Here is a 26,011-nt window from a genome sequence, read left to right as displayed (position 1 = left end):
TCAGCCTTCGATCTGCTTCGCCGGATCGCTCAGCTCGAGCTCGCGCAGCACCACGCCGGCCTGGGTGCGGTTGCGCACGCCGAGGCGGTCGAAGATCGCCGACAGATGCGCCTTGACCGTGCGTTCCTGCACGTCCAGCCGGTCGGCGATCTGCTTGTTCAGCAGGCCCTGGGCGACGTAGTTCAGCACGCGGAACTGCTGCGGCGACAGGCTGGCCAGGCGCGCGGCCAGTTCGGTGTCGTGCGCCGACGACTGCGCGCGCGCCACCGAGGCGCGCAGCGAGGCCGGCAGCCACTGCTCGCAGGCGAGCACGCTGCGGATCGCGTCGCGCAGTTCCTCCAGCCCGGAACTCTTCGGCAGGTAGCCGGCGGCGCCGTGGTCCAGCGCGCGGCGGACCACGCGCGGATCGTCGTTGGCCGAGACCACGACCACCGCGACGGCGGGGAACTGCGCGCGGATCGCCGCCAGCCCGGCCAGGCCGTGGTTGCCGGGCATGTGCAGGTCCAGCAGCACCAGGTCGATGTCGGGATGGGCGTCCAGCGCTGCGAGCACGCCGTCCAGCGAGGCGGTTTCCAGCACGTCGAGTTGCGCGACCGCATCGGCCGCCGCACTGCGCAGCGCGGCGCGGAACAGCGGGTGGTCGTCGGCGATCAGGAGCTTGGGCATGCGGGGTTTGGGCCGGAACCGGGTAAAAAAATTGAGCCGTTCGTCCTGGGCGTAGGCCCACAGGGCCGAAGTCGAAGGACCTCGCGCATCCTTCGACTCCGGGGCCATGCCCTTACGCTCAGGACGAACGGTCCGCAATTATCTTCTAACAGGAATCGCCATTGCCGGCGTGGTACCAAAGTACGATGCCGCCGGTTGCCAGCGAAGGTAGTTTGCCTGCATGAACCATAATCCGTCCCCATACGCACTTGGCGTCGTGCTGGCCTGCCTGCTGTCGGCCTGCGGCACGGCTTCCCCGAAAAACGAAAATGCCGCGGAGAAGGCTTCGATGCTCCAGCCCCAGCGCGTCACCGAACATCGCGGCAGCGACGACCTGCTGACCGCGGGCCTCGGCATCGACGGCCTGCGCGCGATGGCGCCGCCGGCCTTCGCCGACGCGGCGCATCCGACCGCGGCCGAGCTGCGCCGTCGCGCGATCTGGAGTAACTGGCGCGGGATCGCCGACCTGTCGCCGGCCGGCGGCTACGGCCAGCTCTATGGCAGCACCGCCAGCGTGCCCGGGCGCGAATACGCCGCCTTCGCCAGGGTGCCGGGCGCCAAGCAGCCGCATCGCGTGCTGGTGCAGGTGCCGGACGCGTTCGACACGGACAAGCGCTGCGTGCTGGTCGCACCGGCGTCGGGCTCGCGCGGCGTCTACGGCGCGATCGCGGTGGCCGGCGCCTGGGGCCTGCCGAAGGGTTGCGCGGTCGCCTACACCGACAAGGGCGCGGGCACCGACTATTTCGACCTCGACACGCGGCAGGGGCAGCGGCTCGACGGCACCCTGGGCAGAGCCGACGACGGCGGGCTGGCCTTCGTCCCCGATGCGGCGGCCGATGCCAGGGGTATCGCGTTCAAGCACGCGCACTCGAAGGACAACCCGGAGGCCGACTGGGGCGTGCACGTGAAACAGGCGGCCGAGTTCGCGCTGTCCGCGCTGGCCGCGGCCTTCCCGAACGACGCGCCGTTCACTTTCGACAATACCCGGGTCATCGCCGTCGGCATTTCCAACGGCGGCGGCGCAGTGCTGCGTGCGGCCGAAGGCGATGGCGAGTGGCTCGACGCGGTCGTCGCCGGCGAACCGAACGTCTACGTCGACGGCCACGGCGGCCGCCCGCTGTACGACTTTTCCACCGAGGCCGCGCTGCTGATGCCGTGCGCGCTGCTGCACCTGCCGGCCGGGTCATTGCCGCAGCCGCCGCTGCGGGCGCAGGTCGAGCCGCTGTGGCAGGCGCGTTGCGCCACGCTGAAGGCGGCGGGCCTGGTCGAGGGCGCCGACGTCGCCGCACAGGCGAAGTCGGCCTACGACAGGCTGCGCGCCAGCGGCTGGACCGACGAGTCGCTGACCGCCGGAACGCTGAGCGTCGGTTTCGACCTGTGGCGCTCGGTCGCGGTGACCTATGCCTCGGCCTACGGCCGCTACGGCGTCGGCGAGCATCCTTGCGGCTATGCGTTCTCGGCGCAGAACCCGGACTTCAGCGCACGTGCGGCGACCGACGCCGAGCGCGCCGCGTGGTGGAGCGACAGCGCCGGCATCCCGCCGGGCAACGGCGTCGGCATCGTCGATGCCGGGATCGCGCCGCCGGACTTCACCCTGCCGGGCCTGCAATGCCTGCGCGGGTTGTGGGACGGGCAGGGCGACGATGCGAAGCGCGTGCGCGAAGGCGTCGCCGCGACCCGGGCGGGCCTGCCGCGTGCCGGCCTGCCGGTGCTGGTCGTGCACGGTACCGACGACGGCCTGGTGCCGCCCGCGTTCACCAGCGCGCCGTACGTCGCCGCCGCGCAGGCCGCCGGCCGCGACGTGCGCTACTGGCGCGTGCGCAACGGCGAGCATTTCGACGCCTTCCTGGCGTTGCCGGCCTACGGCGCGCATTACACGCCGATGCTGCCCTACGTCTATGCCGCGCTGGACCGCGTTTCGGCGCATCTCGACGGGCAGGGCGACCTGCCGGCCGACGCGCTGATCGAGGCCAGGGGGCGCGGCGCCGGAGCGGTCGACGCCGCGCAACTGCCGATGCCTTGAAACGCCGGCGCTCCGCGGCTCGCCGGACCGGGATCGCCCGGCGCGTTATCATCGCCCCGTAATCCGGGAGGCGCGGCATGTTCGGCACGGGAGCAGGTGGTTTCGGCGGTCTTGGCGGTTTCGGCAGCGGCGCCGATGTCGAATCGCTGGCGCGGCAGTACTGGAACGCCTGGGGCCAGGCGATGCGCGGCGGTGCGGGAAGCCCGCCTTCGCCGGACTGGGCCAACAGCGACTGGAGCCGGGCGATCCTGTGGTGGTCGCAACTGGTGGGCGGCAACGGCCGGCGCGGTCCGCTCGACGACGTGTTGCAGCGTTTCCAGCAACAGGCCAGCGACTGGTACGGGCAGATGCAGCAGGTTGCCGCGCGATTCGCCGGCACCGACAACAGCGCCGCCGACATCGGCAAGGCCTGGCGCGAGGCGATCGGCGCGACTGCCGACGCGGCCAACCCCTTCGCCGACATCCTCGCCGCGATGAAGGGCTGGGGCGGCAATGGCCTGGACGGCTGGGCCGAACAGATCAAGCCCTGGCTGGACGCCGCGGAACGGCTGTACGGGCACGAACACACGCCCCACCTGCCGGCGTTCGGCCCCGCGCGCGAGCACCAGGAGCGCTGGCAGGCGTTCGCCGACGCAGTGCAGGACTACCGGCAGCGCAATGCCGAATACAACGCGCTGCTGCTGCAAATCGGCGAGAAAGCGTTCGAGGCATTCGAGGGCAAGCTCGACGAACACGATGCGCCCGGCAAGCAGATCGGCAGCGCGCGCGCGCTGTTCGACCTGTGGATCGACGCGGCCGAGGAAGCCTACGCCGAGGCGGCGCTGTCGACGGAATTCCGCCACGCCATCGGCGCGCTGGCCAATTCGCAGATGCGCCTGCGCGCGGCGGTGCAGAAGGAAGCCGAGCAGTTCTGCAACCTGTTCGGCCTGCCGACCCGCACCGAGGTCGATTCGGCGCACCGCAAGATCGCCGAACTGGAGCGCGCGCTGCGCAAGGCCGCGCGCGCGCAGGCCGAACCGCGCCAGCCGGTCGCCGCGAAGGCGCAGCCGGCGCCGGTCGTGGCCGAACCCGTTGCCGCGAAGCCCGTGGCGAAAGCGGCGGCGAAGGCGAAGCCGAAGACTGCCGCGAAACCCGTGCGCAAGGCCAAGCGCAAGCCGGACAAGAAAGCCCCGAAACCGAAGGCGGTGGCAAACCGCGCCAGTGTGGCGAGCAAGGTCGAGGCGACCGGACCCGTCGCCGCGCCCGTGCCGAAGAAGGCTGCAACCGCAACGAAGGTCGCGGCAAAGGAACCGGCTCCGGCCGCGAAAAAGCACCTTGCCGCGCCGAAGAAGGCCAGGCCGGCCAGCGTGAAGAAAGCCGCCGCGACGAAGCCCGCCGCCTCGAAGCCGGCCCCCGCGGCGAAAACCAGCGCCAGGGTCGTTTCGATGAAGGACTGGGTTGCGCGCGGCATGGCCTCGATCGAGCCGCCGCTGTCCGGCAAGCCGAAGTCGGGCGGCAAGGGAGGCCGCAAGTGAACGGCCCGCTGCACATCACCCCCGACGAACTGGCGCAGGAGGCGCTGGCCCTGCAGCGCAAGTTCGCCGCCGGGCTGAAGACCCTGCCGGAAGTGGCCGGGCACGACGTGCACTACGGCGCGACCGCGAAGCAGGAAGTCTGGCGCGACGGCAAGGTCGTGCTGTACCGCTTCGTCGGCGAGTCGAAGCCGACCGCGAAGATCCCGCTGCTGATCGTCTATGCGCTGGTCAACCGCCCGTACATGGTCGACCTGCAGTCCGACCGCTCGCTGGTGCGCAACCTGCTGGCGCGCGGCGAGGACGTGTACCTGATCGACTGGGGCTACCCGGACCGTTCCGACCGCTTCCTCGAACTGGGCGACTACATCAACCGCTTCATCGACGGTGCGGTCGACCACCTGCGCGAAAGCTCCGGCCTCGACGCGATCAACCTGCTCGGCATCTGCCAGGGCGGCGCGTTCTCGCTGTGCTACTCGTCGTTGCACCCGGAGAAGGTGAAGAACCTGGTCACGATGGTCACGCCGGTCGATTTCCACACCGGCGACAACATGCTGTCGTGCTGGACCCGCGACCTCGACGTCGACCTGTTCGTCGACACGCTCGGCAACGTGCCGGCCGACCTGATGAACGCCAGCTACCTGATGCTGAAGCCGTTCCGGCTGAACCTGCAGAAGTACGTGGGCCTGATCGACATCCTCGACGACGAACATGCGGTCGAGGACTTCCTGCGCATGGAACAGTGGATCTTCGATTCCCCGGACCTGGCCGGCGAGGCGTTCCGCCAGTTCATCAAGCAGTTCTACCAGGGCAACGGCTTCGTCAACGGCGGCATCGAGATCGACGGCGAAGCGGTGGACCTGGGTTTCGTCGACATGCCGGTGCTGAACATCTACGCCGAACAGGACCACCTGGTGCCGCCGGACGCGTCGCGCGCGCTGAAGAAGCTGGTCGGCACGGACGACTACAGCGAACTGAGCTTCAGGGGCGGGCACATCGGCATCTACGTGTCCGGCCGCGCCCAGCGCGAGGTGCCGGGCGCGATCCACGACTGGCTTGCGGCACGGGCGCGCTGATGGCGGGGGCGAGGGCCGCTTGGCTCGTGGCGCTGGTCGCGGCGCCGCTGATCGCCGCCGCCCCGTCGCCGCTGGCGCAGCGCGAGATCGCGGGGCTGATGGATGCGCTGTCGGCGTCGGGTTGCGAATTCCAGCGCAATGGCAGCTGGTATCGCGCCGCCGAGGCGCGCAGGCACCTGCAGCGCAAGTACGACTACCTGCTCAAGCGCGACCTGGTGGACAGCGCGGAGCGATTCATCGAGCTCGCCGCCAGCAGGAGCAGCATGAGCGGGCGCGCCTACCGGGTGCGTTGCCCGGGGCGCGAGGCGCAGGACGCCGGGCCGTGGTTCCGCGAGAAGCTGGAGGGAATCCGCGCCTCCCCGCCGCCGGTGCGACGGTCTTCGTGACCGCGGCGCGCTTTGCGACCCTGATTCAAACACCCGCGGCGAAAACGCCCTAGACTGCGGCCAGGTCCGCCGGAGACATCCAGCAATGTCGCAACAGCCCCCGAAACCCTTCGCCCGCTCGCTCAACGACCGCATGATCGCGGGCGTGATGGGCGGCATCGCGCACCGCCTGGGCTGGAACGCCACGCTGCTGCGGGTGGTCTTCGTGATCGTGTCGATCGCTTCGGCGGCGTTCCCCGGCATCCTGGTCTACCTGATCCTGTGGCTGCTGATGCCGAACGAGGCGGATTGAGGCGACGCGCGGTACCCCGCGTCGCGTGGAGCCGCGCCGACCTGTTCGTCGCGCGGCTGCTGGGCGCGCTGTGGGCCGCGCCGAACACCGCCATCGGCCTGCTTGCCGGCCTCGCCGGGCTGCCGTTCGGCGCACGCATGCACTTCAGCCGCCGCGACTGCGCGCTGGTCTTCCACAAGTGGCCATGGGGGCCGGGCGGGGCGATCACCTTCGGCAACGCCATCCTGCACACCGGCGACACGCTGGATTCGCCGTGCGCGACCTACGAGCATCGGGCGGGGCTGTTCGAGCATCCGCCAATCAAGCTCGGCGACCACGAGCGCGCGCACGTCTTCCAGTACATGGCGCTGGGCCCGCTGTTCCTACCGTTGTACCTGCTGTGCGGCGGGGTCAGCGTGCGCAATCCGTTCGAACGCGCCGCCGACCGTTATGCGCTGACGGGGAAGGGCTGGTGGCCGTGGTGAAGGCAATCCGGCGGCCAACCGACGAGCGGTCGCGGCGTTTTACCCGCGGCTAACGCAGGCCGCTGTAGCGTTGCATGCGTCGGGGAAAAAGCGGCGGCACAAGCCGAAGCAATCGCTCCGACGAAAGAAGGCTCAGCCGACCGGAACCATCCGGGAGACTGGGCCTTCTGTTTCATGCGCCCGTGCCGCGGCGCATCGCGATCAGGCGGATGGCCGGCATCGCTCGCAAGCCACGTGCAGGATTCCTGCGCAAGCGATTGGACGGCGTGGAAAATCACGGCGGCGTCAGCTTCAGCAGCCGGGCATCCGCGGCGTCCGCCAGCAACCAGATCGCGCCATCCGGGCCCTGTTCGACTTCACGGATGCGCTGGCCCATCGGATAGCGGCGTAATTCGCGCGCCTGGGTGCCGGAGAATTCGATCTCGACCAGCGCCTGCGAAGCCAGCCCGCCGATGAAGCCATGGCCGCGGAACCACGGGAACAGTGCGCCGGAATAGATGATGAAGCCGGCCGGCGCGATCACCGGGTCCCACCATGCCTTCGGCGCCTCGAATTCGGGGCGGGTGTCGTGGTCGGGGATCGGCGTGCCGTCGTAATGGTCGCCGTTGGAAACGACCGGCCAGCCGTAATTGGCGCCGCGCACGATCAGGTTCAGTTCGTCGCCGCCGGCCGGTCCCATTTCGTGCACCCACAGCCGGCCGGTCGCATCGAACGCCAGGCCCAGCATGTTGCGGTGCCCGAGCGTCCATATCTGCGCGCTGACGCCGCCCATGGCGTGGTAGGGATTGTCGGCAGGGACCGAACCGTCTTCGTTCAGCCGCACCACCTTGCCCAGGTTGACGCCCAGGTCCTGTGCCGGGTCGAACTTCTGCCGGTCGCCCGAAGTGATCCACAGCTTGCGCGCGGCATCGAAGGCGAGCCGGTGGCTGAAATGTCCCTGACCGTCGACCTTGGGCACCTGTTCCCAGATGCGGCGGATGTCCGACAGGCTGCCGCCGCCAGCCGCATCCAGCGTCAGCAGCGCACTGGCCACCACCGCGCCATGCACCGACCCGCTGCTTTCGACATAGCTGAAATAGATGCGCCGGTTGCTGGCATGCAGCGGGTGCAGGATCACGTCACCCAGACCGCCCTGGCCGCCGTAGGTCACGGCGGGCACGCCGGCGATGGTGCCGACCTGGCCGGTCGTCACGTTCACCAGCCGCATCGTGCCGGGCTTTTCGGTCACCAGCAGGCGGCCGTCGGGCAGGAAGGCCATCGCCCACGGCCAGTTGAGCCGCGCGACTTCGTGCGCGACGAATGGCGGTTCCGGCACGCGCCGTGGCGGCAGCGGCCGGGCCTTGACCGGCGATCCGGCTGCCGTCGGGCCGATCGGGGCGGCCTTCGCAACGGAAGGAGGCGAAGGAGAGGGCACGGGGCGCCTGGCGACAGGCGACGGCTGCGTTGCGATGGCCCTCGTCGCAGCGGTTTCGTCGGAAGCGGCAGGCCGCTGGCAGCCGGCGAGCAGCAGGGCGAGGAAAGCGGAACCGAGCAGAAGGACGCGCATGGCGGTGCTCCCGGGGCGACTCCGACCCACGAAAAACACGCTGGTTCGTCTTGCTGGTGCCGAAGGTGGGACTCGAACCCACACGCTTTTAAGGGCGGCGGATTTTGAGTCCGCTGCGTCTACCATTCCGCCACTTCGGCGCGGACGCGAAGTATAGCTGGTGCCGCCAGCCGCGTCAGGCCGCGGGCAGGGGGTCGGTGCGCAGCAGGCGTTCCTCGCGGGCCAGCCAGCCGTCGCCGGCTACGGCTTCCGCGGTGGTGTATACCCCGCAACGGACCATCGCCCGCTGGTACACGTGCAGCGATATCGCCGCGTCCTGCGCACAGGGGTTGCGGATGGTGTGGTATTCGTGCGGCGGGATCAGGCTGCCGGCGGAACCCGTGCCGGCCTCGATCGCGCCGGCGGGAACGAAGCGGTAGCGATCGCCCGCCTGTTCGGCCAGTTCGTACTGGGTGATTTCCAGCCGCCCGTGGCAAACCCCCTCGACGCACCACATGCCCGAGTGGTCGTGGATCAGGGTGCCCTGGCCCGGCCCCCAGGTCATCGCGATCACGCTGTAGCCGTGTTCCGCGCTGGTGTACAGCTCGCGGCGCGCGTAATGGTCGGCGATGGGCCGCAGCAGCGCATCCGGCAGCGCAAACTCCGCGCCGGCGATCAGTTGCGACAGCGAATGACGTAGCGCATCGGTGACGGCATGGTCGTCGCCGAGGGCGACCGCCTCGTCCAGCGCGGCGATCAGCCTGTCGCGTCCCGGAAAATCGAGCCCCGGCATGTCCGTCCCTCGCATGGCGAAAAGCCCATCATAACCAAAGGTTGCAAAAGAAATCTTTTCGGCAACCGAACGGCCGGTCATGTCCTCTTAACGGCCGGGTGGCCGGCCAAGGCTTTTCAACGGCCGAACGGCCAGCCGGCTAGATACCGGACAGGAAGCCGCCGATGGCCGCGCTGAAGCGCGGAATGTCGACCAGGAACGCGTCGTGGCCCTGCGGCGAATCCAGCGGCACGAAGTCCGCCTGGGCGCCGCCCAGTCGCAGCCCTTCGGCGATCTGCTCCTGCTGCTGCAGCGGAAACAGGATGTCGGTGTGCGCGCCGATCGCCACGGCCTTGTCGACGCGGATCCTGGCCAGGCCGCGCAGCACGTCGCCATCGCCGTATTCGGCCAGGTCGAACCAGTCCATCGAGCGGCTCAGGTACAGGTAGCAGTTCGGATCGAAGCGGCGCACGAAGCGGCGCGCGTGACCCTCGAGGTAGCTTTCCACCTGGAATTCGAGGCCGAAAGGGTCCTCGTCGGGGCGGTCGGACTCGAGCCGCACGCGGCCGAAGCGGCCGTCCCATTCCAGCGCCGAACGGTAGGTGATGACGCCCAGCTTGCGCGCCATGCGCATGCCGGATTCCGGGTAGGTCGCGTCGTCGTAGCCGCCGTGGTTCCAGTTCGGGTCGAGCCGGATCGCTTCGCGCTGCAGCGAGCGGATCGCGATCGAGAACGGCAGCGCCTGCGCGCTGCCGGAGATGTTGATGTGGGTGCGCGCCGCGCCGGGATGGCGCAGCAGCAGCGCCAGCGCGGTCATTCCGCCCATCGAGTTGCCGACCAGGCAGGCGAGCCGCTCGATGCCGAGCCCGCGCACCACGTCGAATGCGGCGTCGGCGCCGTCCTCGACGGACAGTTCGGGGAAATCGAGGCGGTAGAGGTCGCCGGTCGCCGGATTGACCGATGCCGGGCCGGTAGAACCCTTGCAGCTGCCGAACGAGTTGACGCAGACGACGAACCAGCGGTCGGTGTCGATGGCCTTGCCGGGGCCGAGCATCGCTTCCCACCAGCCCGGCTCCGGGTTGCCGGCGTTGCTGGCCGCGTGCGCATCCGGCGACAGGCCGGTGACGATCAGGACCGCGTTGTCGCGCGCGGCGTTGAGGTCGCCCCAGGTCTCGTAGGCGATGCGCGCGCCATGCAGCGCGCCGCCGCGCTTCATCGGGAACGGCGAGGGCAGGGCGTGGAAGCGGGTGCCGGGGGGGATGAATTCGCTCATGGGTCGCGAAGTGTAACGGGAATGCCGGAGACGACGGCTTGTTCGGCGAAGGCGGCCTTTTGTCGCCATGGATCGACCATCGATCCGACACAGAGGCGGCAGGTGTTCCGACCTGACCGCTCCTGGCGGCGAGCGACGTTCCTTCCGACGATCGCCACAGGGCGGGATTCCATACAGGGACAAATCAGAGGGGGTATCAAGATGAAAATCGATCTTAAACGCGGGTGGTCGTCTGGAATCGCGGGTGCGGCGTTGCTGCTGCTTGGCGCCGTCTCGTCCGCCTGGGCGGGGACGACGGTCATATATGCCGGACAGGGCTTCAACTTCGACGGCAGCACCTACAACCTCAACGACGAGCGCTGCGGCCTGACCGGGCAAAACGATGCCAACGATGGCGGTACCGGCCAGTTCGCCAACTGGAACGGCCCCGGCCAGCCCTACCAGACCGGCGACGCCTACCTGGTCTGGGTACTGAGTGCGAACGGTGCGACTTCGGCGAAACTCACTCTGCCGGGCGGCGATACGGTGGACATGTACAAGGTCGGCGGAACGTTCAAGTACGCGAGCCATTACTACAGCTACTCCGACCTGGTCGGCCCGCCGATGGTCACCGCCGAATACGAAGGCAAGGTGAAGGGCAACGTGCAATTGGTGGTCAGCCATGGTTGCCAGCCGTTCGATACCGATGGCGCCTGGTGCTCGCCGGGTTACTGGCGCAATGCGCAGGACGCTGCCTGGGCGCTGGCCGGTGCGGACAAATACGACGCGTTCAACGACACGGTCGTGCCGAGCTTCTACGCGACCGCCTCGGTTGCCGAGCCGACGCTGATCCAGGTGCTGACCACGCCAGGCGCCAACACATTTGGTGCGGCGGACGCCCCCTACGGGCTCAATGCGTTCAATGCCACCGGTGCGTATCTGACCGACCAGATCCCGGGCTTCCATTTCGATCCGGCCCTGGTCGGCGCGGAGGATGCCTGCCCGATCGATAATCACGGCAACTACAAGTTCCCGTGACGGCCCCCCGAAGGCGGCCGCTGTCCGCCTTCGGTCAGTCGGACTTCATGCCGGCGCCCCCCTTGCGGGAGGCGCCGTTTGCTTCGGCGCCCGGACCCTGTTGGTTCGTCGGGGAGCGCATGCGTGCGACGCCGTCCCGCGCATCACCGGCTGGCGGAACAATAGTGCGGGATTTCCTTCTCCCGGTTGGCGGGGAGAGCGGCAACGCCTCAGGGGTTCGGACCCAGGATGAGCTCCACCGGCGATTCCGCCGGCAAGGTCACCCGCACCGGTGCGGAATCGATGTCGCCTTCGCTGCGCATCGCATTGCCGCTGGCGGAGATGCGGGCGACGACCTCGACTTCCTTCAGCGCGGACAGCTTCTGCGTCGGCATCGGGCTGTCGGCATCGTCCAGCGTCACCGTCAGCGGCAAATCGGACAGCGCGTGCTTTTCCACCGCGACCGGCATCGGCGGGCCGCCGGGTGCGCGCGCGATCACGAACACGCTGGCGTCTCCGCGCAGGCGCACGCGTGCGGCGAAATCCGGGTCGAGCGATACCTTCACCGCCAGCGCGTTCGCGCCAGGGGCCGGTGCCGTGGCCGGCGGCAGGGCCGGCATCCCGGCCTCGGCGCGCGCGGCGTCGATCTGTGCGCGCAGGCTGGGGGCGGTGGCGGCATCGACGACCGCCAGCAGCGGCTCCCAGGTCTCCGCCGCTTCGGCCGGCCGGCCGGCCTGCCGCTGCGAGACGCCGAGGAACCAGCGTGCGCGCTGGTGTTGCGGCTGCACGTCCAGCGCGTGGCGCAGCATCGCCACCGCCTCGCCGTCGAGCTTGCGCTGCGGGTCGGCGAACATGCGCGATTGCGCGGCCGCGGCCAGCAGGTCGGCATCGTCGGGCGCCAGCGCGGTCGCGCGCGCGTAGGCGTCGCGGGCCTCGGCGAATTTCTGCTGCGACGCCAGCGACTGGCCGAGCAGGCGCCAGCCTTCGGGTTCGTTCGGGTTCCTTGCCAGCGCCGCGCGCAATTGCGCGATGGCTTGGTCCAGCGTTTCCGGCGGCTGCGCCGCGACGGAGGCGCCGATGCCCGCGGGCGTACCGACCAGCCGGTACAGGGCGATCGAGGCCACGCACAGCGCCAGCACGAGGGCGGCGGCCGGGCGACGCGATTCGCGCCACAACGGCCACAGCACGATGCCGAACACGGCGAGGGTCAGTACGGTCGCGGCGGCGGCGAAGGCGGGCATCACCACTCCTGCCCGTCGTCGGCCGGGATGTCGCCGCCGCCGCGCCGGCGCACGATGCGGGCGATCACGATGGCGCCGAGCGCGAGCAGCGCCAGCGGCCCGAACCACAGCAGCCAGGTGCGGCTGCTGACCCGTGGCTTGTACAGCACGAATTCGCCGTAGCGTTCGACCAGGAACCGCCGGATCTGCGCATCGCTCTTGCCGGCCTGCATCTGCGCCAGCACCTCGCGGCGCAGGTCGTGGGCGATCTGCGCATTGGAATCGGCCAGCGACTGGTTCTGGCACTGCACGCAGCGCAACTCGGAAGTCAGTTCGTGGAAGCGCGCTTCCTCGGCGGCGTCGCGGAACTGCAGCGGGGTCGGGTCGCTGACCTGGGCGAAGGCCGGCGCCGCGCAGAAGCAGAGCAGGAGCAGCAGGCGGCGGATCATCGCGACTCCAGCTTCTCGAGCCGCGGGATCAGTTCGTCGTCGATGACCGCATCGGTGACCGCGCCGACGTGCTTCCAGCGGACGATGCCGTCGGCGTCGACCAGGAAGGTTTCCGGCGCGCCGTAGATGCCCCATTCGATCGCGGTGCGGCCGTCGACGTCGGCGACCACGTCGCTGTACGGGTTGTCGTAGCGCTCCAGCCAGCGGATCGCGTCCTCGCGTTCGTCCTTCAGGTTGTAGCCGACGAAGCGCACGCGCCGGGTGTAGGCGAAGCGCGCGATCACCGGGTGCTCGACCCGGCATTCCGCGCACCAGCTGCCCCAGACGTTCAGCACGAAGGGCTTGCCGTGCAGGTCGGCCAGTTTCAGGCGCTTGCCGGGTTCGTGCAGCAGCGGCAGGTCGAAGGCGGGCGCCGGCTTGCCGATCAGCGGCGACGGCAGTGCTTCGCGGTCGCCGTCGGCGGAGTGGCGCACGCCGTAATACAGCAGCGCGACCAGCGCGACGAACAGCAGCGCGCCGGCCGCGATGGCGCCGGTGCGCGCATGGCTGCGCGGGGCGGGGGCATTCATGGGGATTCCTCGGGCTTGCGCCTGAACCGCCGGTCGGTCGCGGCGACGAAACCGCCGAGCGCCATCAGCAGCGCACCGAGCCAGATCCAGCGCACGAACGGCTTGACGTGCACGCGCAGCGCCCAGGCGCCGTCGCCGAGCGGTTCGCCGAGCGAAACGTACAGGTCGCGCAGCAGGCCGGCGTCGATGCCGGCTTCGGTCATCACCTGGCCGCCGGCGGCGTAGCCGCGCTTCTCGGGGTGCAGGGTCGCGATCCGGTCCGAGCAGCGCTGCAGGATGTCGATGGTCCCATGGTCGGCGATGAAGTTGGGGCCGGTGCGGCGTTGCACGCCCTGGAACTCGAAACAGAGCCGGCCGACGGATACCTGCTCGCCCGGCTTCACCGCCTGCTCGCGCTGCTGGCTCAGCGCATCGGTCAGCAACGCGCCGACCACGAACACGGCGATGCCGGAATGCGCCAGGACCATGCCGAGCATCTCCGCGGTGAACTTGCCGTTCGCCTTCAGCCGCGTCCACACGAAGCGCAGCGTGCCCAGCGCCACCCACAGCGATGCGGCGACGCCGGCGGCGGTTTTCCATTTCCCCTGCGGGGCGAGGAAGTACGCGGCCGCCGCTGCGACCAGGGCTAGGACGAGCCACGGCGCCAGCATCGCCAGCGGCCTCGACGCCTGTTCGCGCTGCCACTTGGTCAGCGGGCCGAACGGCAGCAGCGCGACCAGCGGCGCCATCAGCACCAGGAACAACAGGCCGAAGTAGGGCGGGCCGACCGAAATCTTGCCGAGGTCCAGCGCGTCGGCCAGCAGCGGGTACAGCGTGCCCAGCAGCACCATCGCGCAGGCCGCGGCCAGCAGCAGGTTGTTCACCAGCAGCAGGGTTTCGCGCGAAGCGGCGGCGAAGGGCTTGGCGGAAGCGCGCTCGCCGTCCTGCATCCGCGGCGCGCGCAGCGCGTACAGCAGCAGCGAGCCGCCGATGACGAGGGCGAGGAACACCAGCACGAACAGGCCGCGCGCCGGGTCGGCGGCGAATGCGTGCACGCTGGTCAGCACGCCGGAACGGACCAGGAAGGTGCCGAGCAGCGACAGCGAGAACGCGGCGATCGCCAGCAGCAGGGTCCAGCCGCGGAAACTGCCGCGCTTCTCGGTCACCGCCTGCGAATGCAGCAGCGCCGCGCCGACCAGCCACGGCATGAAGCTGGCGTTCTCGACCGGGTCCCAGAACCACCAGCCGCCCCAACCGAGTTCGTAGTACGCCCACCAGCTGCCGATGGCGATGCCGAGGGTCAGGAAGCCCCAGGCGACGTTGGTCCACGGCCGCGTCCAACGCAGCCAGCGCGCGTCGACTTCGCCGTCGAGCAGCGCGGCGATGGCGAACGCGAACGGCACCGAGAAGCCCACGTAGCCGAGATACAGCATCGGCGGGTGGATGACCATGCCCGGGTCCTGCAGCAGCGGGTTGAGGTCGCGGCCCTCGATCGGCGCCGGCAGCAGGCGCTCGAACGGGTTCGAGGTGAAGATCAGGAACGACAGGAAGCCGACCGCCACTATCCCCATCGTGCCGAGCACGCGCGCGACCACGCGCCCGGGCAATGCCCGCGAGAACGTCGCGACCGCGGCGGTCCACAGCGCCAGCACCATCGCCCACAGCAGCAGCGAGCCTTCGTGCGAGCCCCAGACCGCGGTGTAGCGGTAGACCAGCGGCAGCAGCGAGTTGGAGTTCTCGGCGACGTACTTCACCGAGAAGTCCTGCCGCACGAAGGCGGCCGTCAGCACGGCGAAGGCCGCCAGCACGCAGGACAGTTGCGCGTAGGCCGCCGGCCGCGCCACCGCCATCCACGCCGGCCTGCCGCGCTGCGCGCCGGCCAGCGGCAGCACGGCCTGCAGCAGCGCCACCAGCAGGGCGAGGATGAGCGCGACTTGTCCGAGTTCGGGCAGCATGTGGCGTCGGCCTACTTCGCGTCGTTGCCGGTTTGCACGTCGTGCTTGCGGTGCGCGATGCCCATCTTGTCCGCGACTTCCTTCGGCATGTAGTTCTCGTCGTGCTTGGCCAGCACTTCGGTGGCGACGAACACGCCGTCCCGCAGGTTGCCGGTGGCGATCACGGCCTGGTCCTCGCGGAACAGGTCGGGCAGGATCCCGGTGTAGACCACCGGCAGTTGCGCGTCGCCGTCGGTGACGCGGAAATGCGCTTCCAGCGAGCCGGGCGCGCGCCGGAACGAGCCCCTTTCGACCATGCCGCCGAGGCGGAAGCGCGCGTGCCCGCCGTCCGGTTTCGCCGCAACCTCGCCGCGCAGCACCTCGCCGGGCGTGTACAGGTAGGTGATGTTGCGCTTGATCGCCATGCTCAGCAGCACCGCGGCGACGGCGGCCGCGGCGACGACCAGCAGCACGGCCAGCAGGCGGCGGCGGCGGGTCGGGTTCATCGCTGCAACTCGCCGGAGGCCGCGCGCGGCGCGGAACGCGCGCGGCGCGCCCTGGCCGCGCGCAGCAGGGCGCGGACCTGCAGGCGCGGGGCCAGGTAGTCCCAGGCCAGCACCGCGACGAACACCGCGTAGGCGGCCACGACGTAGGACAGGTAGCTCATGCTTCGCCCCCGGAAAGTTTCGCCACCCAGTCCTTGCCGGATTCGCGGCGCAGGTTGTCGGCGCGTGCGCGCTGCAGCAGCGAGGCGAGGAACCAGCACAGCATGCCCGCGTACATGATCCAGAACGGCGCGACCATGCTCGGGTCGATCTTCGACTCGCCGAGCAGGCTGATGGTCTGGCCCTGGTGCAGCGAGTTCCACCACACCACCGAGTACTTGATGATCGGCAGCAGCACCACCCCGACGATGGCGAGGAAGCCGGCGGCGCGCGCGGCATTGCGGCGGTCGTCGATGGCGCCGTACAGCGCGATCACGCCCAGGTACAGGAACAGCAGGATCAGCTCGGTGGTCAGGCGCGGGTCCCAGTCCCACCACGTGCCCCACATCGGCTTGCCCCAGATCGAACCGGTGACCAGGGTGATCACGGTGAAGCCGGCGCCGACCGGCGCGCAGGCCATCGCCAGGATTTCGCACAGCTTGATCCGCCAGACGAGCGCGATGGCCGCGTACGCCGCCATCGCCGCGAACACCATCAGGCTCAGCATCGCCGCCGGCACGTGCACGAAGAAGATGCGGAAGCTGTCGCCCTGCTGGTAGTCGGCCGGGACCACGAACAGGCCCTGCCACGCGCCGATGCCGAGCAGCGCGATCGCGGCGGCGAACAGCCACGGCGACCAGCGCGCGGCGAAACTGTCGAAGTAGGGCGGCGAACCGAGTTGGTGGAACCAGCGCAGGACCGGATTCATTCGGGAGTGGGTCATTCGGTCGCGTTTCGAAACTCGGTTCAGTCCAGGGCGATGCGCAGCGCCGCCGCCGCGGCCAGCGGCGCCAGCACCAGCGCCACGGCCAGCCCGGCGCCAAGCAGCAGCCACGCGCTGCCGGCGTCCAGTCCTTGCCCGGCGGCGGCCACGCCGCCGGCACCGAACACCAGCACCGGCACGTACAGCGGCAGTGCCAGCAACGCCATCAGGATACCAGAGCGCTTCATCCCCACGGTCAGCGCGGCGACCACCGCGCCGAGCAGGCCCAGCAGCGGCGTGCCCAGCCCCAGGCCCAGCAGCAGCACGCCGAGCTGGTCGCGCGGCAGGTACAGCAGTTCGCCGAGCAGCGGCACGGCGAGCAGCAGCGGCAGCGACGTGGTCAGCCAGTGGCTGAACACGCGCACCGCGACCAGCCAGGCGAGCGGCACCGGGGCCAGCAGCCATTGTTCCAGCGAGCCGTCCTCGGCGTCGCCGCGGAACAGGCTGTCCAGCGCCAGCAACCCCGCCAGCAGCGCCGCGACCCAGATCGCGTACGGCGCGATCGCACCCAGCAACCGGCGATCGCCGCCCAGCGCCAGCGCGAACAGCACCACCACCAGCACCGCGAACAGCAGCGGCTGCAGCGCGTCGCCACGGCGTCGCCACAGCAGGCGCAGGTCGCGCAGCAGCAGCGCGCGGGCGGCGGCGGACAGGGAGGGGGAGGTCATGCGGCGGCCCGCAATTCCAGCAGCCGGGTCCGCACCGGCGGCGCGGCGTAGGCGCCGTGCGTGGTCACCAGCGTCGCGCCGCCGTCGCGCAGGTGCACCGAAATCATCCGGTTGACCAGTTCGATGCCTTCGAGATCGAGGTTGGCGTAGGGCTCGTCGAGCAGCCACAGCGGCGCCGGCGATAGCCAGAGCCGCGCCAGCGACAGGCGTTTCTTCTGCCCGGCGGAAAGCTGCCGCGCCAGCGCGTCCTCGTAGCCGGCCAGGCCGACGACGGCCATTGCGGCGTCGATCGGGACGCTCGGCCGGCGTCCGTGCAGGCCGCACAGGAAATCGAGGTTCTGCCGCGCGCTCAGGTCGGCCTTCAATGCCGGCAGGTGGCCCAGGTAGGCGACCGCGCGGGCGCGTTGCGCGGGCTCGGGTTCGCGGCCTTCGATTTCGATCGTGCCGGTTTCGGCGTGCAGCAGACCGGCCAGCACCCGCAGCAGCGTGGTCTTGCCGGCGCCGTTGCCGCCCTGCACCAGCAGCGCTTCGCCGGCATCGAGCGAAAAATCCAGCGGGCCGAACACCGGCGCGTCGTTGCGCGAGTAGCCCAGGTCGCGGGCGCGCAGCAGCGGCGGATGGGGGGGCAGGCTCATCGCCCGCATTGTATCGGCTTGGGCGGCTCAGCCGACCCAGTCGGTGTATGGGTGCTCCGGGAATCCCGGCGGGCGCGGCGCCAGCATGCGCAATCGCACCGGTTCGCCATGGCGCCAGCACAGCGTGCCGAGCTGGCCGAACTCGCGCGCCAGCGCATCGGCCCGGTCCACCGGTACGTCCAGCGCCAGATGGCCGCGCTCGACGCCGCCGCCGTCCGCGTCGCAGCCCAGGGCAGGGTAGGCGGCGTAGCCGGCGCCGGACAGGCGCGCCAGCAGCCGTTCGCCGGCGGCGAGGTTCCGCGCGGCATCGACGCTGCGCGAGGCGGGATTCCACGCGGTGATGAACAGATAGCGGTCCGCGACCAGCTGGCGTTCGACGTCGTCGGCGGTCTGGCCGACCTGGAACAGCCATTCGCGCTTGCCGAGGGCGACGAAATAGTGCGCAAGCAGGTATTCGCCTGCCAGTGCGGCGATTCGCCCGGGATCAACCCGTTCCAGGCCGGGAACGCTGTCTTCGCCCATGGCCCATCATCGCGCGTCGCCGACATTGCGTAAACTGCGAAGCCCCGCGACTTTCGACGGATCGAGCGATGCTGCAGACCAAGCTGCCCAAGGTGGGCACCACCATCTTCACCGTGATGTCGCAGATGGCGGCGGAGCACAAGGCGGTGAACCTGGGCCAGGGCTTCCCCGATTTCGCCGTGCCGCAGCGATTGGTCGACGAGCTGGACCGCGCCATGCGCGACGGCCACAACCAGTACGCGCCGATGACCGGCGTGCCGGCGTTGCGCCAGGCCATCGCCGCCAAGGCGCTGGCCTGCTACGGCGCGCAGGTCGACACCGATGCCGAGATCACCGTGACCAGCGGCGCGACCGAGGCGATCTTCAACGCGATCCATGCGGTGGTGCGTCCGGGCGAGGAAGTGGTCGTGCTCGATCCGGCCTACGACTGCTACGAGCCGGCGATCGACCTGGCCGGCGCGAAAGCGGTGCACGTGCCGATGGACCCGCGGACCTTCGCCGTCGACTGGAGCCGGGTACAGGCGGCGATCACGCCGAAGACCCGCATGTTGATGGTCAACAGCCCGCACAACCCGTCCGGCGCGATGTTCGGCGAAGCCGACCTGCGCGCGCTCGCCGATATCCTGCGCGGCACCGACATCTTCCTGTTGTCGGACGAAGTGTACGAACACATCGTGTTCGACGGCCGCCGCCACGAATCCGCGTTGCGTTACCCGGAACTGCGCGAACGCGCCTTCGTCGTGTCCAGCTTCGGCAAGACCTACCACTGCACCGGCTGGAAGATCGGCTACGCGATCGCACCGCCGGCGCTGAGCGCGGAATTCCGCAAGGTCCACCAGTACAACGTGTTCTGCAGCTTCGCCCCGGCCCAGCATGCGTTCGCCGCGATGATCCGCGACGAACCGGAGCACTACGAGCAGCTGGGCGCGTTCTACCAGGCCAAGCGCGATCATTTCCGCGAGCAGTTGCTCGCGACGAAGCTGAAGCCGCTGCCGGTGCCGGGCGGGTATTTCCAGCTGGTCGACTATTCGGCGGTCAGCGACCTGCCGGACCTCGAATTCGTCAAGTGGCTGACCGTCGAGCACGGCGTCACCGCGATCCCGCTGTCGCCGTTCTACGAGAACCCGCCCGCCGGCCAGCGCCTGGCGCGGCTGTGCTTCGCCAAGAACCCGGCGACGCTGGACGCGGCGATCGAGCGCTTGAAGAAGCTGTAATTTTTTTGGCTGCCCGTTTCCGCTTCCGCGGAAATGGCGTCGGAGCGAACACCATGCAGGACCTGCGCATTTCCCTCGTCCAGGGCGAAACCCGCTGGCACGACCCGGCCGGCAATCGCGACTATTACGGCGGCCTGATCGTGCCGCTGGCGGGCAAGACCGACCTGGTCGTGCTGCCGGAGACCTTCACCAGCGGCTTCTCCAACGACGCCATCGACAGGGCTGAGGGCATGGATGGGCCGACCGTGGCGTGGATCGTCGAGCAGGCGAAGCGGCTCGACGCCGCGGTCACCGGCAGCGTGCAACTGCGCACGGAGCAGGGCGTATTCAACCGCCTGCTGTGGGCCACGCCGGACGGCGGGCTGGCGCACTACGACAAGCGCCACCTGTTCCGCTATGCCGGCGAGCACAAGCGCTACGCCGCCGGCAGCGGACGGCTGGGCGTGGAGTGGAAGGGTTGGCGGATCAACCCGCAGGTCTGCTATGACCTGCGCTTCCCGGTGTTCTGCCGCAACCGCTACGACGTCGAACGGCCGGGGCAACTCGATTTCGACCTGCAGATCTTCGTCGCCAACTGGCCGGCGTCGCGCGCCCATGCCTGGAAGACCCTGCTGCGCGCGCGCGCCATCGAGAACCTGTGCTACGTGGCCGCGGTCAACCGCGCCGGTCGCGACGGCAACGACCTCGACTATTCCGGCGACAGCGCGGTCATCGACTTCCTCGGCCAGCCGCTGCTGGAAATCCCGGAAGGCGAGGCGGTGGCGACGACGACGATTTCCGCGGCCGACCTCAAGGCCTGGCGCGAACGCTTCCCGGCCATGCTGGACGCGGACGACTTCGAGCTGCGTTGAAATCCCGGTTCAGTCCGGAGGCTGCTGCGGCAGGATCTGGCAAACCGCCTGGCACAGGACCAGCACCTTGCCGTCCGCACCGCGTGCCTCGCCGGACAGGAACAGTTGGTTGCGGGTGCGCTCGACCAGCCGCGCGGTGCAGGTGATGTGGGCATGCTCGCCGGTCACCGGGCGCAGGTATTGGGTGTTGAGCGATGCAGTCGCGTTGGGCGGCGCGACCAGGTAGGAGAACGGCCCCAGCGTGTTGTCCAGCGCGGCGACGATGAAACCGCCCTGCATGTGGCCGATCGGATTGCGGTAGCGCGGCAGGACCGGAAAGCGCACGGTCAGCGACTGGCCTTCGACGTATTCGACGAATTCGCCCTGCATGTCGAGCAGGCAGGGCGGCGGGATCATCAGCCCCAGTCCGGTCGGGAACTTCGACTGCAGCAGGGCATTGATGTCGGGGGCATGGTCGTTCATGGCATGCAGTCCGTCGGCATTCGATCATTTTCCCCGGATGTAGATCGCGCCGGGCTTTCCTTCCGTATCCAGGCGCTCGTCTACCACGTAGGCAGGGTGCGCGGCCACCAGGTCCTTGAGCTTCCTGTAACCATAGGTACGCGGGTCGAAATCCGGAGCGAGCCGGATCAGGTTGCTGCCGACCGCGCCCAAGTGGGCCCAGCCTGCGTCGTCCGAGGCGGCTTCCATCGCGCCCCTGAGCAGCGCATCCAGCTTGCTGTCGCCTTTCAGCGAACTTCCCTTGGGCGCGTCGCCCTTGGCGGCCGGCTTGTCGCCGAGGTTCTCGGTGTAGATGAATTTGTCGCAGGCGGCGACGAATGCCGTGGGGGTCTTGCGTTCCCCGAACCCGTATACGGTCAGGCCCTGCTCACGGATCCTGGCCGCCAGCCGGGTGAAGTCGCTGTCGCTGGACACGATGCAGAAGCCGTCCAGGCGGCCGGTGTACAGCAGGTCCATCGCATCGATGATCAGCGCGCTGTCTGTTGCGTTCTTGCCGGTGGTGTAGCTGAACTGCTGGATGGGCTGGATCGAATGATCCAGCAGTCCCGATTTCCAGCCGGAGAGATGGCCCGTGGTCCAGTTGCCGTAGGCACGGCGCACGCCGGCATTGCCGTATTTGGCGATCTCGGCGAGCAGTTCGGATATCCGCTTGGGGTCGGCGTTGTCCGCGTCGATCAACAATGCCAGTCTTGCGGCCTGTCTGGGATCTGCCATCGCGCGTTTCTCCGATAGGGGTCAGCGGTAGCCCGCCGCCTGCAGTTCGAACAGCTCGGCATAGCGCCCGCCCTGCGCCATCAGCTGCTCGTGGGTGCCGCTGGCTTCCACGCGCCCCTCGTTGAGGACCAGGATGCGGTCGGCCATGCGCACGCTGGAGAAGCGGTGCGAGATCAGCACCGCGGTGCGCTCGTCGGACAGTTCCTTGAAGCGCTGGAACACCTCGTATTCGGCGCGCGCGTCCAGCGCCGCGGTCGGCTCGTCGAGGATCATCACCTGCGCATCGCGCATGTAGGCACGGGCGATCGCGATCTTCTGCCACTGGCCGCCGGACAGATCGACGCCGTCCTTGAAGCGGCGGCCGATCGGCTGCTCGTAGCCCTTCGCCAGCGAGGCGACCACCTCGTCGGCCATGCCGCGTTCGGCGGCGTGGCGGATGCGCTCGCGGTCGTCCATCGCGTCGATCTGGCCGACGCCGATGTTCTCGCCGGCGGTCAGGTTGTAGCGGACGAAATCCTGGAAGATCACGCCGATGTTGGCGCGCAGTTCGTCGATGTCGTAGTCGCGCAGGTCGCGGCCGTCGAGCAGGATGCGGCCCTCGTCCGGGTCGTACAGCCGCGCCAGCAGCTTGACCAGCGTGGTCTTGCCGGCGCCGTTCTCGCCGACCAGCGCCAGCACTTCGCCCGCCTTCAGCTCGAACGACAGGTTGCGCACCGCCCAGCGCTCGGCGTCGGGATAGCGGAAGCCGACGTCGTCGAACACGAAACCCTGCCGGATCGGCTTCGGGAACGGCGCGGGATTCGCCGGCGATCTGATTTCGGGCTCGATCTCGAAGAACGAGAACAGGTCGTCGAGGTACAGCGCCTGCCCGGCGACCTGCGAGAAACCGATCAGCAGCCCTTCCAGCAACTGGCGCAGGCGGCGGAAGCTGCCGGCGAGGAAGGTCAGGTCGCCGATGCTGAAGTCGCCGCGCACGGTGCGCCAGCAGATGTAGGCGTAGGCGACGTAGTAGCCCAGCGTGCCCAGCGCGGCGAGCAGCGTGCCCCAGACCGCGCGGCGCCGGGCGAGGGCGCGGTTGGCCAGGTAGAACTTGGTCGCCAGCGTGCGGTAGCGCTCGATCAGGAAGCGGTTGAGGTTGAAGATCTTGACCTCTTTCGCCGTCTCCACGCTGGCGCCGGCCTGGCGGATGTATTCGAGCTGGCGCCGCTCCGGCGTCCAGTGGAAGTTGAGCGAATAGCCCGCCGCGTTGAAATGCGATTCGCCGACGAAGGCCGGGACCAGCGCGATGGCGAGCAGCACGATCAGCCATGGCGCATAGACCAGCAGGCCGGCGCCGAAGCTGATCACGGTGATCGCGTCCTGCGCCTGCCCGAACAACTGGCTCATCAGGTTGCTGCGTCCCATGGTCTGCCGGCGCGCGCGTTCCAGCTTGTCCTGCAGGTCGGGGTCCTCGAAGTCCTCCAGGTCCAGCGTTGCCGCGTGTTCCATCAGGCGGATGCTGGTGGCGTTGTTGAACAGCTCCGACAGCAGGCCGTCGGCGTAGCTGACCATGCGCCCGAGCAGGTCGGACAGGATCGCCAGCGCGAACTCGGCGACCAGCAGCCACAGCAGGTGGTCGAGCTGGCCGCTGCGCCAGGCGTCGGGGATCGAATCGAAGCGCAGGCCCAGGTCGACCAGGCGCACCGCTTCGTCGATGATCAATTTCCCGATGTACAGGGTGACGATGGGCAGCAGCGCGCGGACCAGGCGCAGGCCGATGCCGAGCAGGGTCAGGCCGGGGCTGGTTGCCCAGATCTGCCTGAGGAACGGCGGCAGGTTGCGCATCGCGTCGAAGCGCTCGCGCATGCTGGGCTTGTTGCTGCGCTGGCTGGGCTGCGGCTTGGGGCCGTTGCCTCCGCTGTCCTTGCCCGAAGCCGGGATCGCCGTGTCCGCCATGCCGGCATTGTGCACGGATGGCGGTGGGGGCGCGAGCTACCTCGCGGCCTGCGGCGCCGCGGCGGGCAACGTGTAGCTCAGGTCGTAGGAATGCACGCCGTTGGCGATGGTGATCGTCAATTCGCCGTCGATCCCGGCCAGTCCGCCGGTGCCCGAGCCCGGCACGACCAGGATCGACCATTGCTCCGGTTTGCCGTCGCGCATCAGCGCACGGTGGACCAGCCCGAAACTGCCTTCGCGGCCGTCGAGCCTGCCGCTGACCGTCTCGATGGCGACGTAGGCGCCTGCGGTCGTGCCGTCGCCGAGGGCGAGCATCTCGCCGTGGCTTTCGCCTTCCAGCGCGCCATGGAATTTCTTGTCCAGCGCCAGCCGCGCCAGGCCGGCGGCCTTCGCATCGTCGTTGTCGGGCTGCTGCGGCTTGACCTTGACGTCGAAGGTGCCGGTGGCGTGCATGGGCGTGGTCTCCTTTACTCCCGCCGCGGATACTGGAGCGGCGAGCAGCAGCAGGCAAGCGGCGAGGATTTTCATCGGGGTGCTCCGGCAGGGCGCCCGGACACGATACGCGCGTTTCGGGCCGACAGCGGGGGCCGTGCATTCGCTCATGTTTCGGTCGCGTGGCGGCTACGTTGCCGGGAAATGCCGGCGGCGGCATGTGTCCGGAACACGGCAGTGGCTTAAAATGACGGGGATTTCCCCGTCAGCCGCCGAGCCAGCCGTGAGTTCTTCCACCCAGTCCGTGTCCCATGCCCCGGTTTCCATCAAGCAGGAAGATCTGATCCAGTCGGTCGCCGACGCCCTGCAGTACATCAGCTACTACCATCCGGTCGACTACATCCGGAACCTCGCCGCGGCCTACGAGCGCGAGCAGTCGCCCGCGGCCAAGGACGCGATGGCGCAGATCCTGATCAACTCGCGCATGTGCGCCGAGGGGCATCGCCCGATCTGCCAGGACACCGGCATCGTCACCGTGTTCCTCGAAGTCGGCATGAACGTGCGCTGGGACGACGCCACGATGGGCGTCGAGGACATGGCCAACGAAGGCGTGCGCCGCGCCTACAACCATCCGGACAACAAGCTGCGCGCCTCGGTGCTGGCCGATCCGGCCGGCAAGCGCCTCAATACCCGGGACAACACCCCGGCGGTGGTCAACGTCAAGATCGTGCCGGGCAATACCGTCGACGTGATCGTCGCGGCCAAGGGCGGCGGTTCGGAAGCGAAGTCGAAGTTCGCCATGCTCAATCCGTCCGACTCGATCGTCGACTGGGTGCTGAAGACCGTGCCGACCATGGGCGCCGGCTGGTGCCCGCCGGGCATGCTTGGCATCGGCATCGGCGGCACCGCCGAGAAGGCGATGCTGCTGGCGAAGGAAGCGCTGATGGAGCCGATCGACATCCAGGACCTCATCGCGCGCGGCCCGTCGAACCGCCTCGAAGAACTGCGCCTCGAACTGTACGAAAAGGTCAACGCGCTGGGCATCGGCGCGCAGGGTCTGGGCGGCCTGACCACGGTGCTGGACATCAAGATCAGGGATTACCCGACCCACGCGGCCAACCTGCCGGTGGCGATGATCCCGAACTGCGCCGCCCCCCGCCACGCGCATTTCACCCTGGATGGCAGCGGCCCGGTCGCGTTGGACCCGCCGTCGCTGGAGGACTGGCCGAAGCTGACCTACAACCCGCAGAACGCGCGCCGGGTGAACCTCGATACGCTCACCCGCGAGGAGGTCGCCGGCTTCAAGCCGGGCGAAGTGCTGCTGCTCAATGGCAAGCTGCTGACCGGCCGCGACGCCGCGCACAAGCGCATGGTCGACATGCTGAACAAGGGCGAGCCGCTGCCGGTCGACTTCAATGGCCGCTTCATCTACTACGTCGGCCCGGTCGATCCGGTGCGCGACGAAGTCGTCGGCCCGGCCGGCCCGACCACCGCCACGCGCATGGACAAGTTCACCGAGCAGGTGCTGGCGCAGACCGGCCTGCTGGGCATGATCGGCAAGGCCGAACGCGGCCCGGCGGCGATCGAGGCGATCCGCAGGCACAAGTCGGTGTACCTGATGGCGGTCGGCGGCTCGGCCTACCTGGTGTCGAAGGCGATCAAGGCGGCCAGGGTCGTCGGCTTCGCCGACCTGGGCATGGAGGCGATCTACGAATTCGAGGTCAAGGACATGCCGGTGACCGTCGCGGTCGATTCCAGCGGCGAGTCGGTGCACCAGACCGGCCCGCGCGAATGGCAGGCCCGGATCGGCAAGATCCCGGTGGGGGTGGCGTAAGGGGGCGGGATGGGGGCTTTCCCCCCCGGATTGCCCGGCCCGGGCCGGGCAATCCGAACGCTTG

Annotated in this window: 28 protein-coding genes and 1 tRNA gene; 10 read left to right on the top strand and 19 right to left on the bottom strand. The window is 69.3% G+C overall.

All coding sequences use genetic code 11. The features are described 5' to 3' along the window. Entirely contained in the window at positions 1-666 is a 666-nt protein-coding gene (locus CSC71_RS08590) for a response regulator (protein ID WP_162373947.1), read from the bottom strand. A gap of 220 nt (positions 667-886) precedes the next feature. Here CSC71_RS08590 and CSC71_RS08585 point away from each other — a divergent pair, with 220 nt between their 5' ends. The 6 genes from CSC71_RS08585 to CSC71_RS08560 all read left to right on the top strand — a co-directional run bounded on the left by CSC71_RS08585 (position 887) and on the right by CSC71_RS08560 (position 6,457). Next, positions 887-2,728, top strand: coding sequence for a 3-hydroxybutyrate oligomer hydrolase family protein (locus tag CSC71_RS08585; RefSeq protein WP_162373946.1), 1,842 nt, complete (start codon positions 887-889; stop codon positions 2,726-2,728). Positions 2,729-2,805: 77 nt separating this feature from the next. Beyond that, the gene (gene phaE / locus CSC71_RS08580; protein ID WP_162373945.1) at positions 2,806-4,242 is read left to right on the top strand and encodes a class III poly(R)-hydroxyalkanoic acid synthase subunit PhaE; all 1,437 of its coding nucleotides are present in this window, start codon (positions 2,806-2,808) and stop codon (positions 4,240-4,242) included. Beyond that, positions 4,239-5,315 (top strand): class III poly(R)-hydroxyalkanoic acid synthase subunit PhaC, encoded by a 1,077-nt coding sequence (locus CSC71_RS08575; protein WP_162373944.1) that lies wholly within the window; start codon positions 4,239-4,241, stop codon positions 5,313-5,315. Before phaE ends, CSC71_RS08575 begins: the two co-directional genes overlap by 4 nt. Beyond that, positions 5,315-5,701 carry a YfeK family protein gene (locus CSC71_RS08570; RefSeq protein WP_162373943.1) on the top strand — a complete coding sequence of 129 codons (387 nt, stop codon included), beginning with the start codon at positions 5,315-5,317 and terminating at the stop codon, positions 5,699-5,701. Before CSC71_RS08575 ends, CSC71_RS08570 begins: the two co-directional genes overlap by 1 nt. A gap of 85 nt (positions 5,702-5,786) precedes the next feature. Then, positions 5,787-5,993: a PspC domain-containing protein gene (locus CSC71_RS08565; RefSeq protein WP_162373942.1), complete on the top strand. Its 207-nt coding sequence runs from the start codon at positions 5,787-5,789 to the stop codon at positions 5,991-5,993. Next, complete coding sequence (locus CSC71_RS08560) at positions 5,990-6,457, top strand: hypothetical protein (protein ID WP_162373941.1); 468 nt, start codon at positions 5,990-5,992, stop codon at positions 6,455-6,457. The genes CSC71_RS08565 and CSC71_RS08560 overlap by 4 nt, the downstream gene beginning before the upstream one ends. A 274-nt stretch (positions 6,458-6,731) precedes the next feature. Here the strand turns inward: CSC71_RS08560 and CSC71_RS08555 are convergent, their stop codons facing one another. The 4 genes from CSC71_RS08555 to metX all read right to left on the bottom strand — a co-directional run bounded on the left by CSC71_RS08555 (position 6,732) and on the right by metX (position 10,027). Continuing rightward, positions 6,732-8,003, bottom strand: a complete 1,272-nt coding sequence (locus CSC71_RS08555) for a PQQ-dependent sugar dehydrogenase (RefSeq protein WP_162373940.1) — start codon at positions 8,001-8,003, stop codon at positions 6,732-6,734. Positions 8,004-8,057: 54 nt separating this feature from the next. Beyond that, positions 8,058-8,143 (bottom strand) — tRNA-Leu (locus tag CSC71_RS08550). Between the two features lie 35 nt (positions 8,144-8,178). Then, complete coding sequence (locus tag CSC71_RS08545) at positions 8,179-8,775, bottom strand: cysteine dioxygenase family protein (protein ID WP_162373984.1); 597 nt, start codon at positions 8,773-8,775, stop codon at positions 8,179-8,181. Between the two features lie 139 nt (positions 8,776-8,914). Continuing rightward, positions 8,915-10,027: a homoserine O-acetyltransferase MetX gene (gene metX, locus CSC71_RS08540; RefSeq protein WP_162373939.1), complete on the bottom strand. Its 1,113-nt coding sequence runs from the start codon at positions 10,025-10,027 to the stop codon at positions 8,915-8,917. 201 nt (positions 10,028-10,228) lie between these two features. Here metX and CSC71_RS08535 point away from each other — a divergent pair, with 201 nt between their 5' ends. Further along, a complete protein-coding gene (locus tag CSC71_RS08535) occupies positions 10,229-11,044 on the top strand; it encodes a hypothetical protein (protein ID WP_162373938.1) in 816 nt (271 codons plus the stop codon). Between the two features lie 209 nt (positions 11,045-11,253). On the opposite strand, the gene CSC71_RS08530 is transcribed toward CSC71_RS08535, so the two are convergent. Genes CSC71_RS08530 through CSC71_RS08485 form a run of 10 tightly spaced genes read right to left on the bottom strand, consistent with a single transcriptional unit; the run spans position 11,254 to position 18,466 of the window. Next, positions 11,254-12,264, bottom strand: a complete 1,011-nt coding sequence (locus tag CSC71_RS08530; RefSeq protein WP_162373937.1) for a tetratricopeptide repeat protein — start codon at positions 12,262-12,264, stop codon at positions 11,254-11,256. Beyond that, positions 12,264-12,692, bottom strand: coding sequence for a cytochrome c-type biogenesis protein (locus CSC71_RS08525; protein WP_162373936.1), 429 nt, complete (start codon positions 12,690-12,692; stop codon positions 12,264-12,266). Before CSC71_RS08525 ends, CSC71_RS08530 begins: the two co-directional genes overlap by 1 nt. Then, positions 12,689-13,261 (bottom strand): DsbE family thiol:disulfide interchange protein, encoded by a 573-nt coding sequence (locus tag CSC71_RS08520; protein WP_162373935.1) that lies wholly within the window; start codon positions 13,259-13,261, stop codon positions 12,689-12,691. Before CSC71_RS08520 ends, CSC71_RS08525 begins: the two co-directional genes overlap by 4 nt. Continuing rightward, entirely contained in the window at positions 13,258-15,195 is a 1,938-nt protein-coding gene (locus CSC71_RS08515; RefSeq protein WP_162373934.1) for a heme lyase CcmF/NrfE family subunit, read from the bottom strand. The genes CSC71_RS08520 and CSC71_RS08515 overlap by 4 nt, the downstream gene beginning before the upstream one ends. 11 nt (positions 15,196-15,206) lie before the next feature. After that, positions 15,207-15,680, bottom strand: coding sequence for a cytochrome c maturation protein CcmE (gene ccmE / locus CSC71_RS08510; RefSeq protein ID WP_162373933.1), 474 nt, complete (start codon positions 15,678-15,680; stop codon positions 15,207-15,209). Then, on the bottom strand, positions 15,677-15,841 hold the full coding sequence (gene ccmD, locus CSC71_RS08505) for a heme exporter protein CcmD (RefSeq protein WP_162373932.1): 165 nt from the start codon (positions 15,839-15,841) through the stop codon (positions 15,677-15,679). The genes ccmE and ccmD overlap by 4 nt, the downstream gene beginning before the upstream one ends. Next, entirely contained in the window at positions 15,838-16,587 is a 750-nt protein-coding gene (locus tag CSC71_RS08500) for a heme ABC transporter permease (protein WP_162373931.1), read from the bottom strand. Before CSC71_RS08500 ends, ccmD begins: the two co-directional genes overlap by 4 nt. Before the next feature lie 38 nt (positions 16,588-16,625). Continuing rightward, the gene (gene ccmB / locus CSC71_RS08495; RefSeq protein WP_162373930.1) at positions 16,626-17,309 is read right to left on the bottom strand and encodes a heme exporter protein CcmB; all 684 of its coding nucleotides are present in this window, start codon (positions 17,307-17,309) and stop codon (positions 16,626-16,628) included. Beyond that, positions 17,306-17,944 (bottom strand): heme ABC exporter ATP-binding protein CcmA, encoded by a 639-nt coding sequence (ccmA, locus tag CSC71_RS08490; protein WP_162373929.1) that lies wholly within the window; start codon positions 17,942-17,944, stop codon positions 17,306-17,308. Before ccmA ends, ccmB begins: the two co-directional genes overlap by 4 nt. 27 nt (positions 17,945-17,971) lie before the next feature. Further along, entirely contained in the window at positions 17,972-18,466 is a 495-nt protein-coding gene (locus CSC71_RS08485) for a DUF3293 domain-containing protein (RefSeq protein WP_162373928.1), read from the bottom strand. 68 nt (positions 18,467-18,534) lie between these two features. On the opposite strand from CSC71_RS08485, the gene CSC71_RS08480 reads away from it, so the two are divergent. Both CSC71_RS08480 and CSC71_RS08475 read left to right on the top strand, forming a co-directional pair. Beyond that, positions 18,535-19,680 (top strand): pyridoxal phosphate-dependent aminotransferase, encoded by a 1,146-nt coding sequence (locus CSC71_RS08480; RefSeq protein ID WP_162373927.1) that lies wholly within the window; start codon positions 18,535-18,537, stop codon positions 19,678-19,680. Between the two features lie 53 nt (positions 19,681-19,733). Then, the gene (locus CSC71_RS08475) at positions 19,734-20,531 is read left to right on the top strand and encodes an amidohydrolase (protein WP_162373926.1); all 798 of its coding nucleotides are present in this window, start codon (positions 19,734-19,736) and stop codon (positions 20,529-20,531) included. A 9-nt stretch (positions 20,532-20,540) separates the two neighbouring features. On the opposite strand, the gene CSC71_RS08470 is transcribed toward CSC71_RS08475, so the two are convergent. The 4 genes from CSC71_RS08470 to CSC71_RS08455 all read right to left on the bottom strand — a co-directional run bounded on the left by CSC71_RS08470 (position 20,541) and on the right by CSC71_RS08455 (position 24,209). Next, the gene (locus tag CSC71_RS08470) at positions 20,541-20,993 is read right to left on the bottom strand and encodes a PaaI family thioesterase (protein WP_162373925.1); all 453 of its coding nucleotides are present in this window, start codon (positions 20,991-20,993) and stop codon (positions 20,541-20,543) included. A gap of 24 nt (positions 20,994-21,017) precedes the next feature. Continuing rightward, entirely contained in the window at positions 21,018-21,746 is a 729-nt protein-coding gene (locus tag CSC71_RS08465) for an NYN domain-containing protein (RefSeq protein ID WP_162373924.1), read from the bottom strand. A gap of 21 nt (positions 21,747-21,767) precedes the next feature. Next, positions 21,768-23,591: an ABC transporter ATP-binding protein gene (locus CSC71_RS08460; RefSeq protein WP_246192105.1), complete on the bottom strand. Its 1,824-nt coding sequence runs from the start codon at positions 23,589-23,591 to the stop codon at positions 21,768-21,770. A gap of 126 nt (positions 23,592-23,717) precedes the next feature. Beyond that, on the bottom strand, positions 23,718-24,209 hold the full coding sequence (locus CSC71_RS08455) for a DUF3224 domain-containing protein (RefSeq protein ID WP_343037683.1): 492 nt from the start codon (positions 24,207-24,209) through the stop codon (positions 23,718-23,720). A gap of 208 nt (positions 24,210-24,417) precedes the next feature. Here CSC71_RS08455 and CSC71_RS08450 point away from each other — a divergent pair, with 208 nt between their 5' ends. After that, positions 24,418-25,947 carry a fumarate hydratase gene (locus tag CSC71_RS08450; RefSeq protein WP_162373922.1) on the top strand — a complete coding sequence of 510 codons (1,530 nt, stop codon included), beginning with the start codon at positions 24,418-24,420 and terminating at the stop codon, positions 25,945-25,947. The last annotated feature ends 64 nt before the right edge of the window (positions 25,948-26,011 follow it).

The organism is Pseudoxanthomonas sangjuensis, assembly GCF_010211755.1.
GTDB classification, from domain to species: domain Bacteria; phylum Pseudomonadota; class Gammaproteobacteria; order Xanthomonadales; family Xanthomonadaceae; genus Pseudoxanthomonas_A; species Pseudoxanthomonas_A sangjuensis.
The sequence above is the reverse complement of the archived record's forward strand: the minus strand, read 5'-3'. Positions and strand labels throughout refer to the sequence as shown.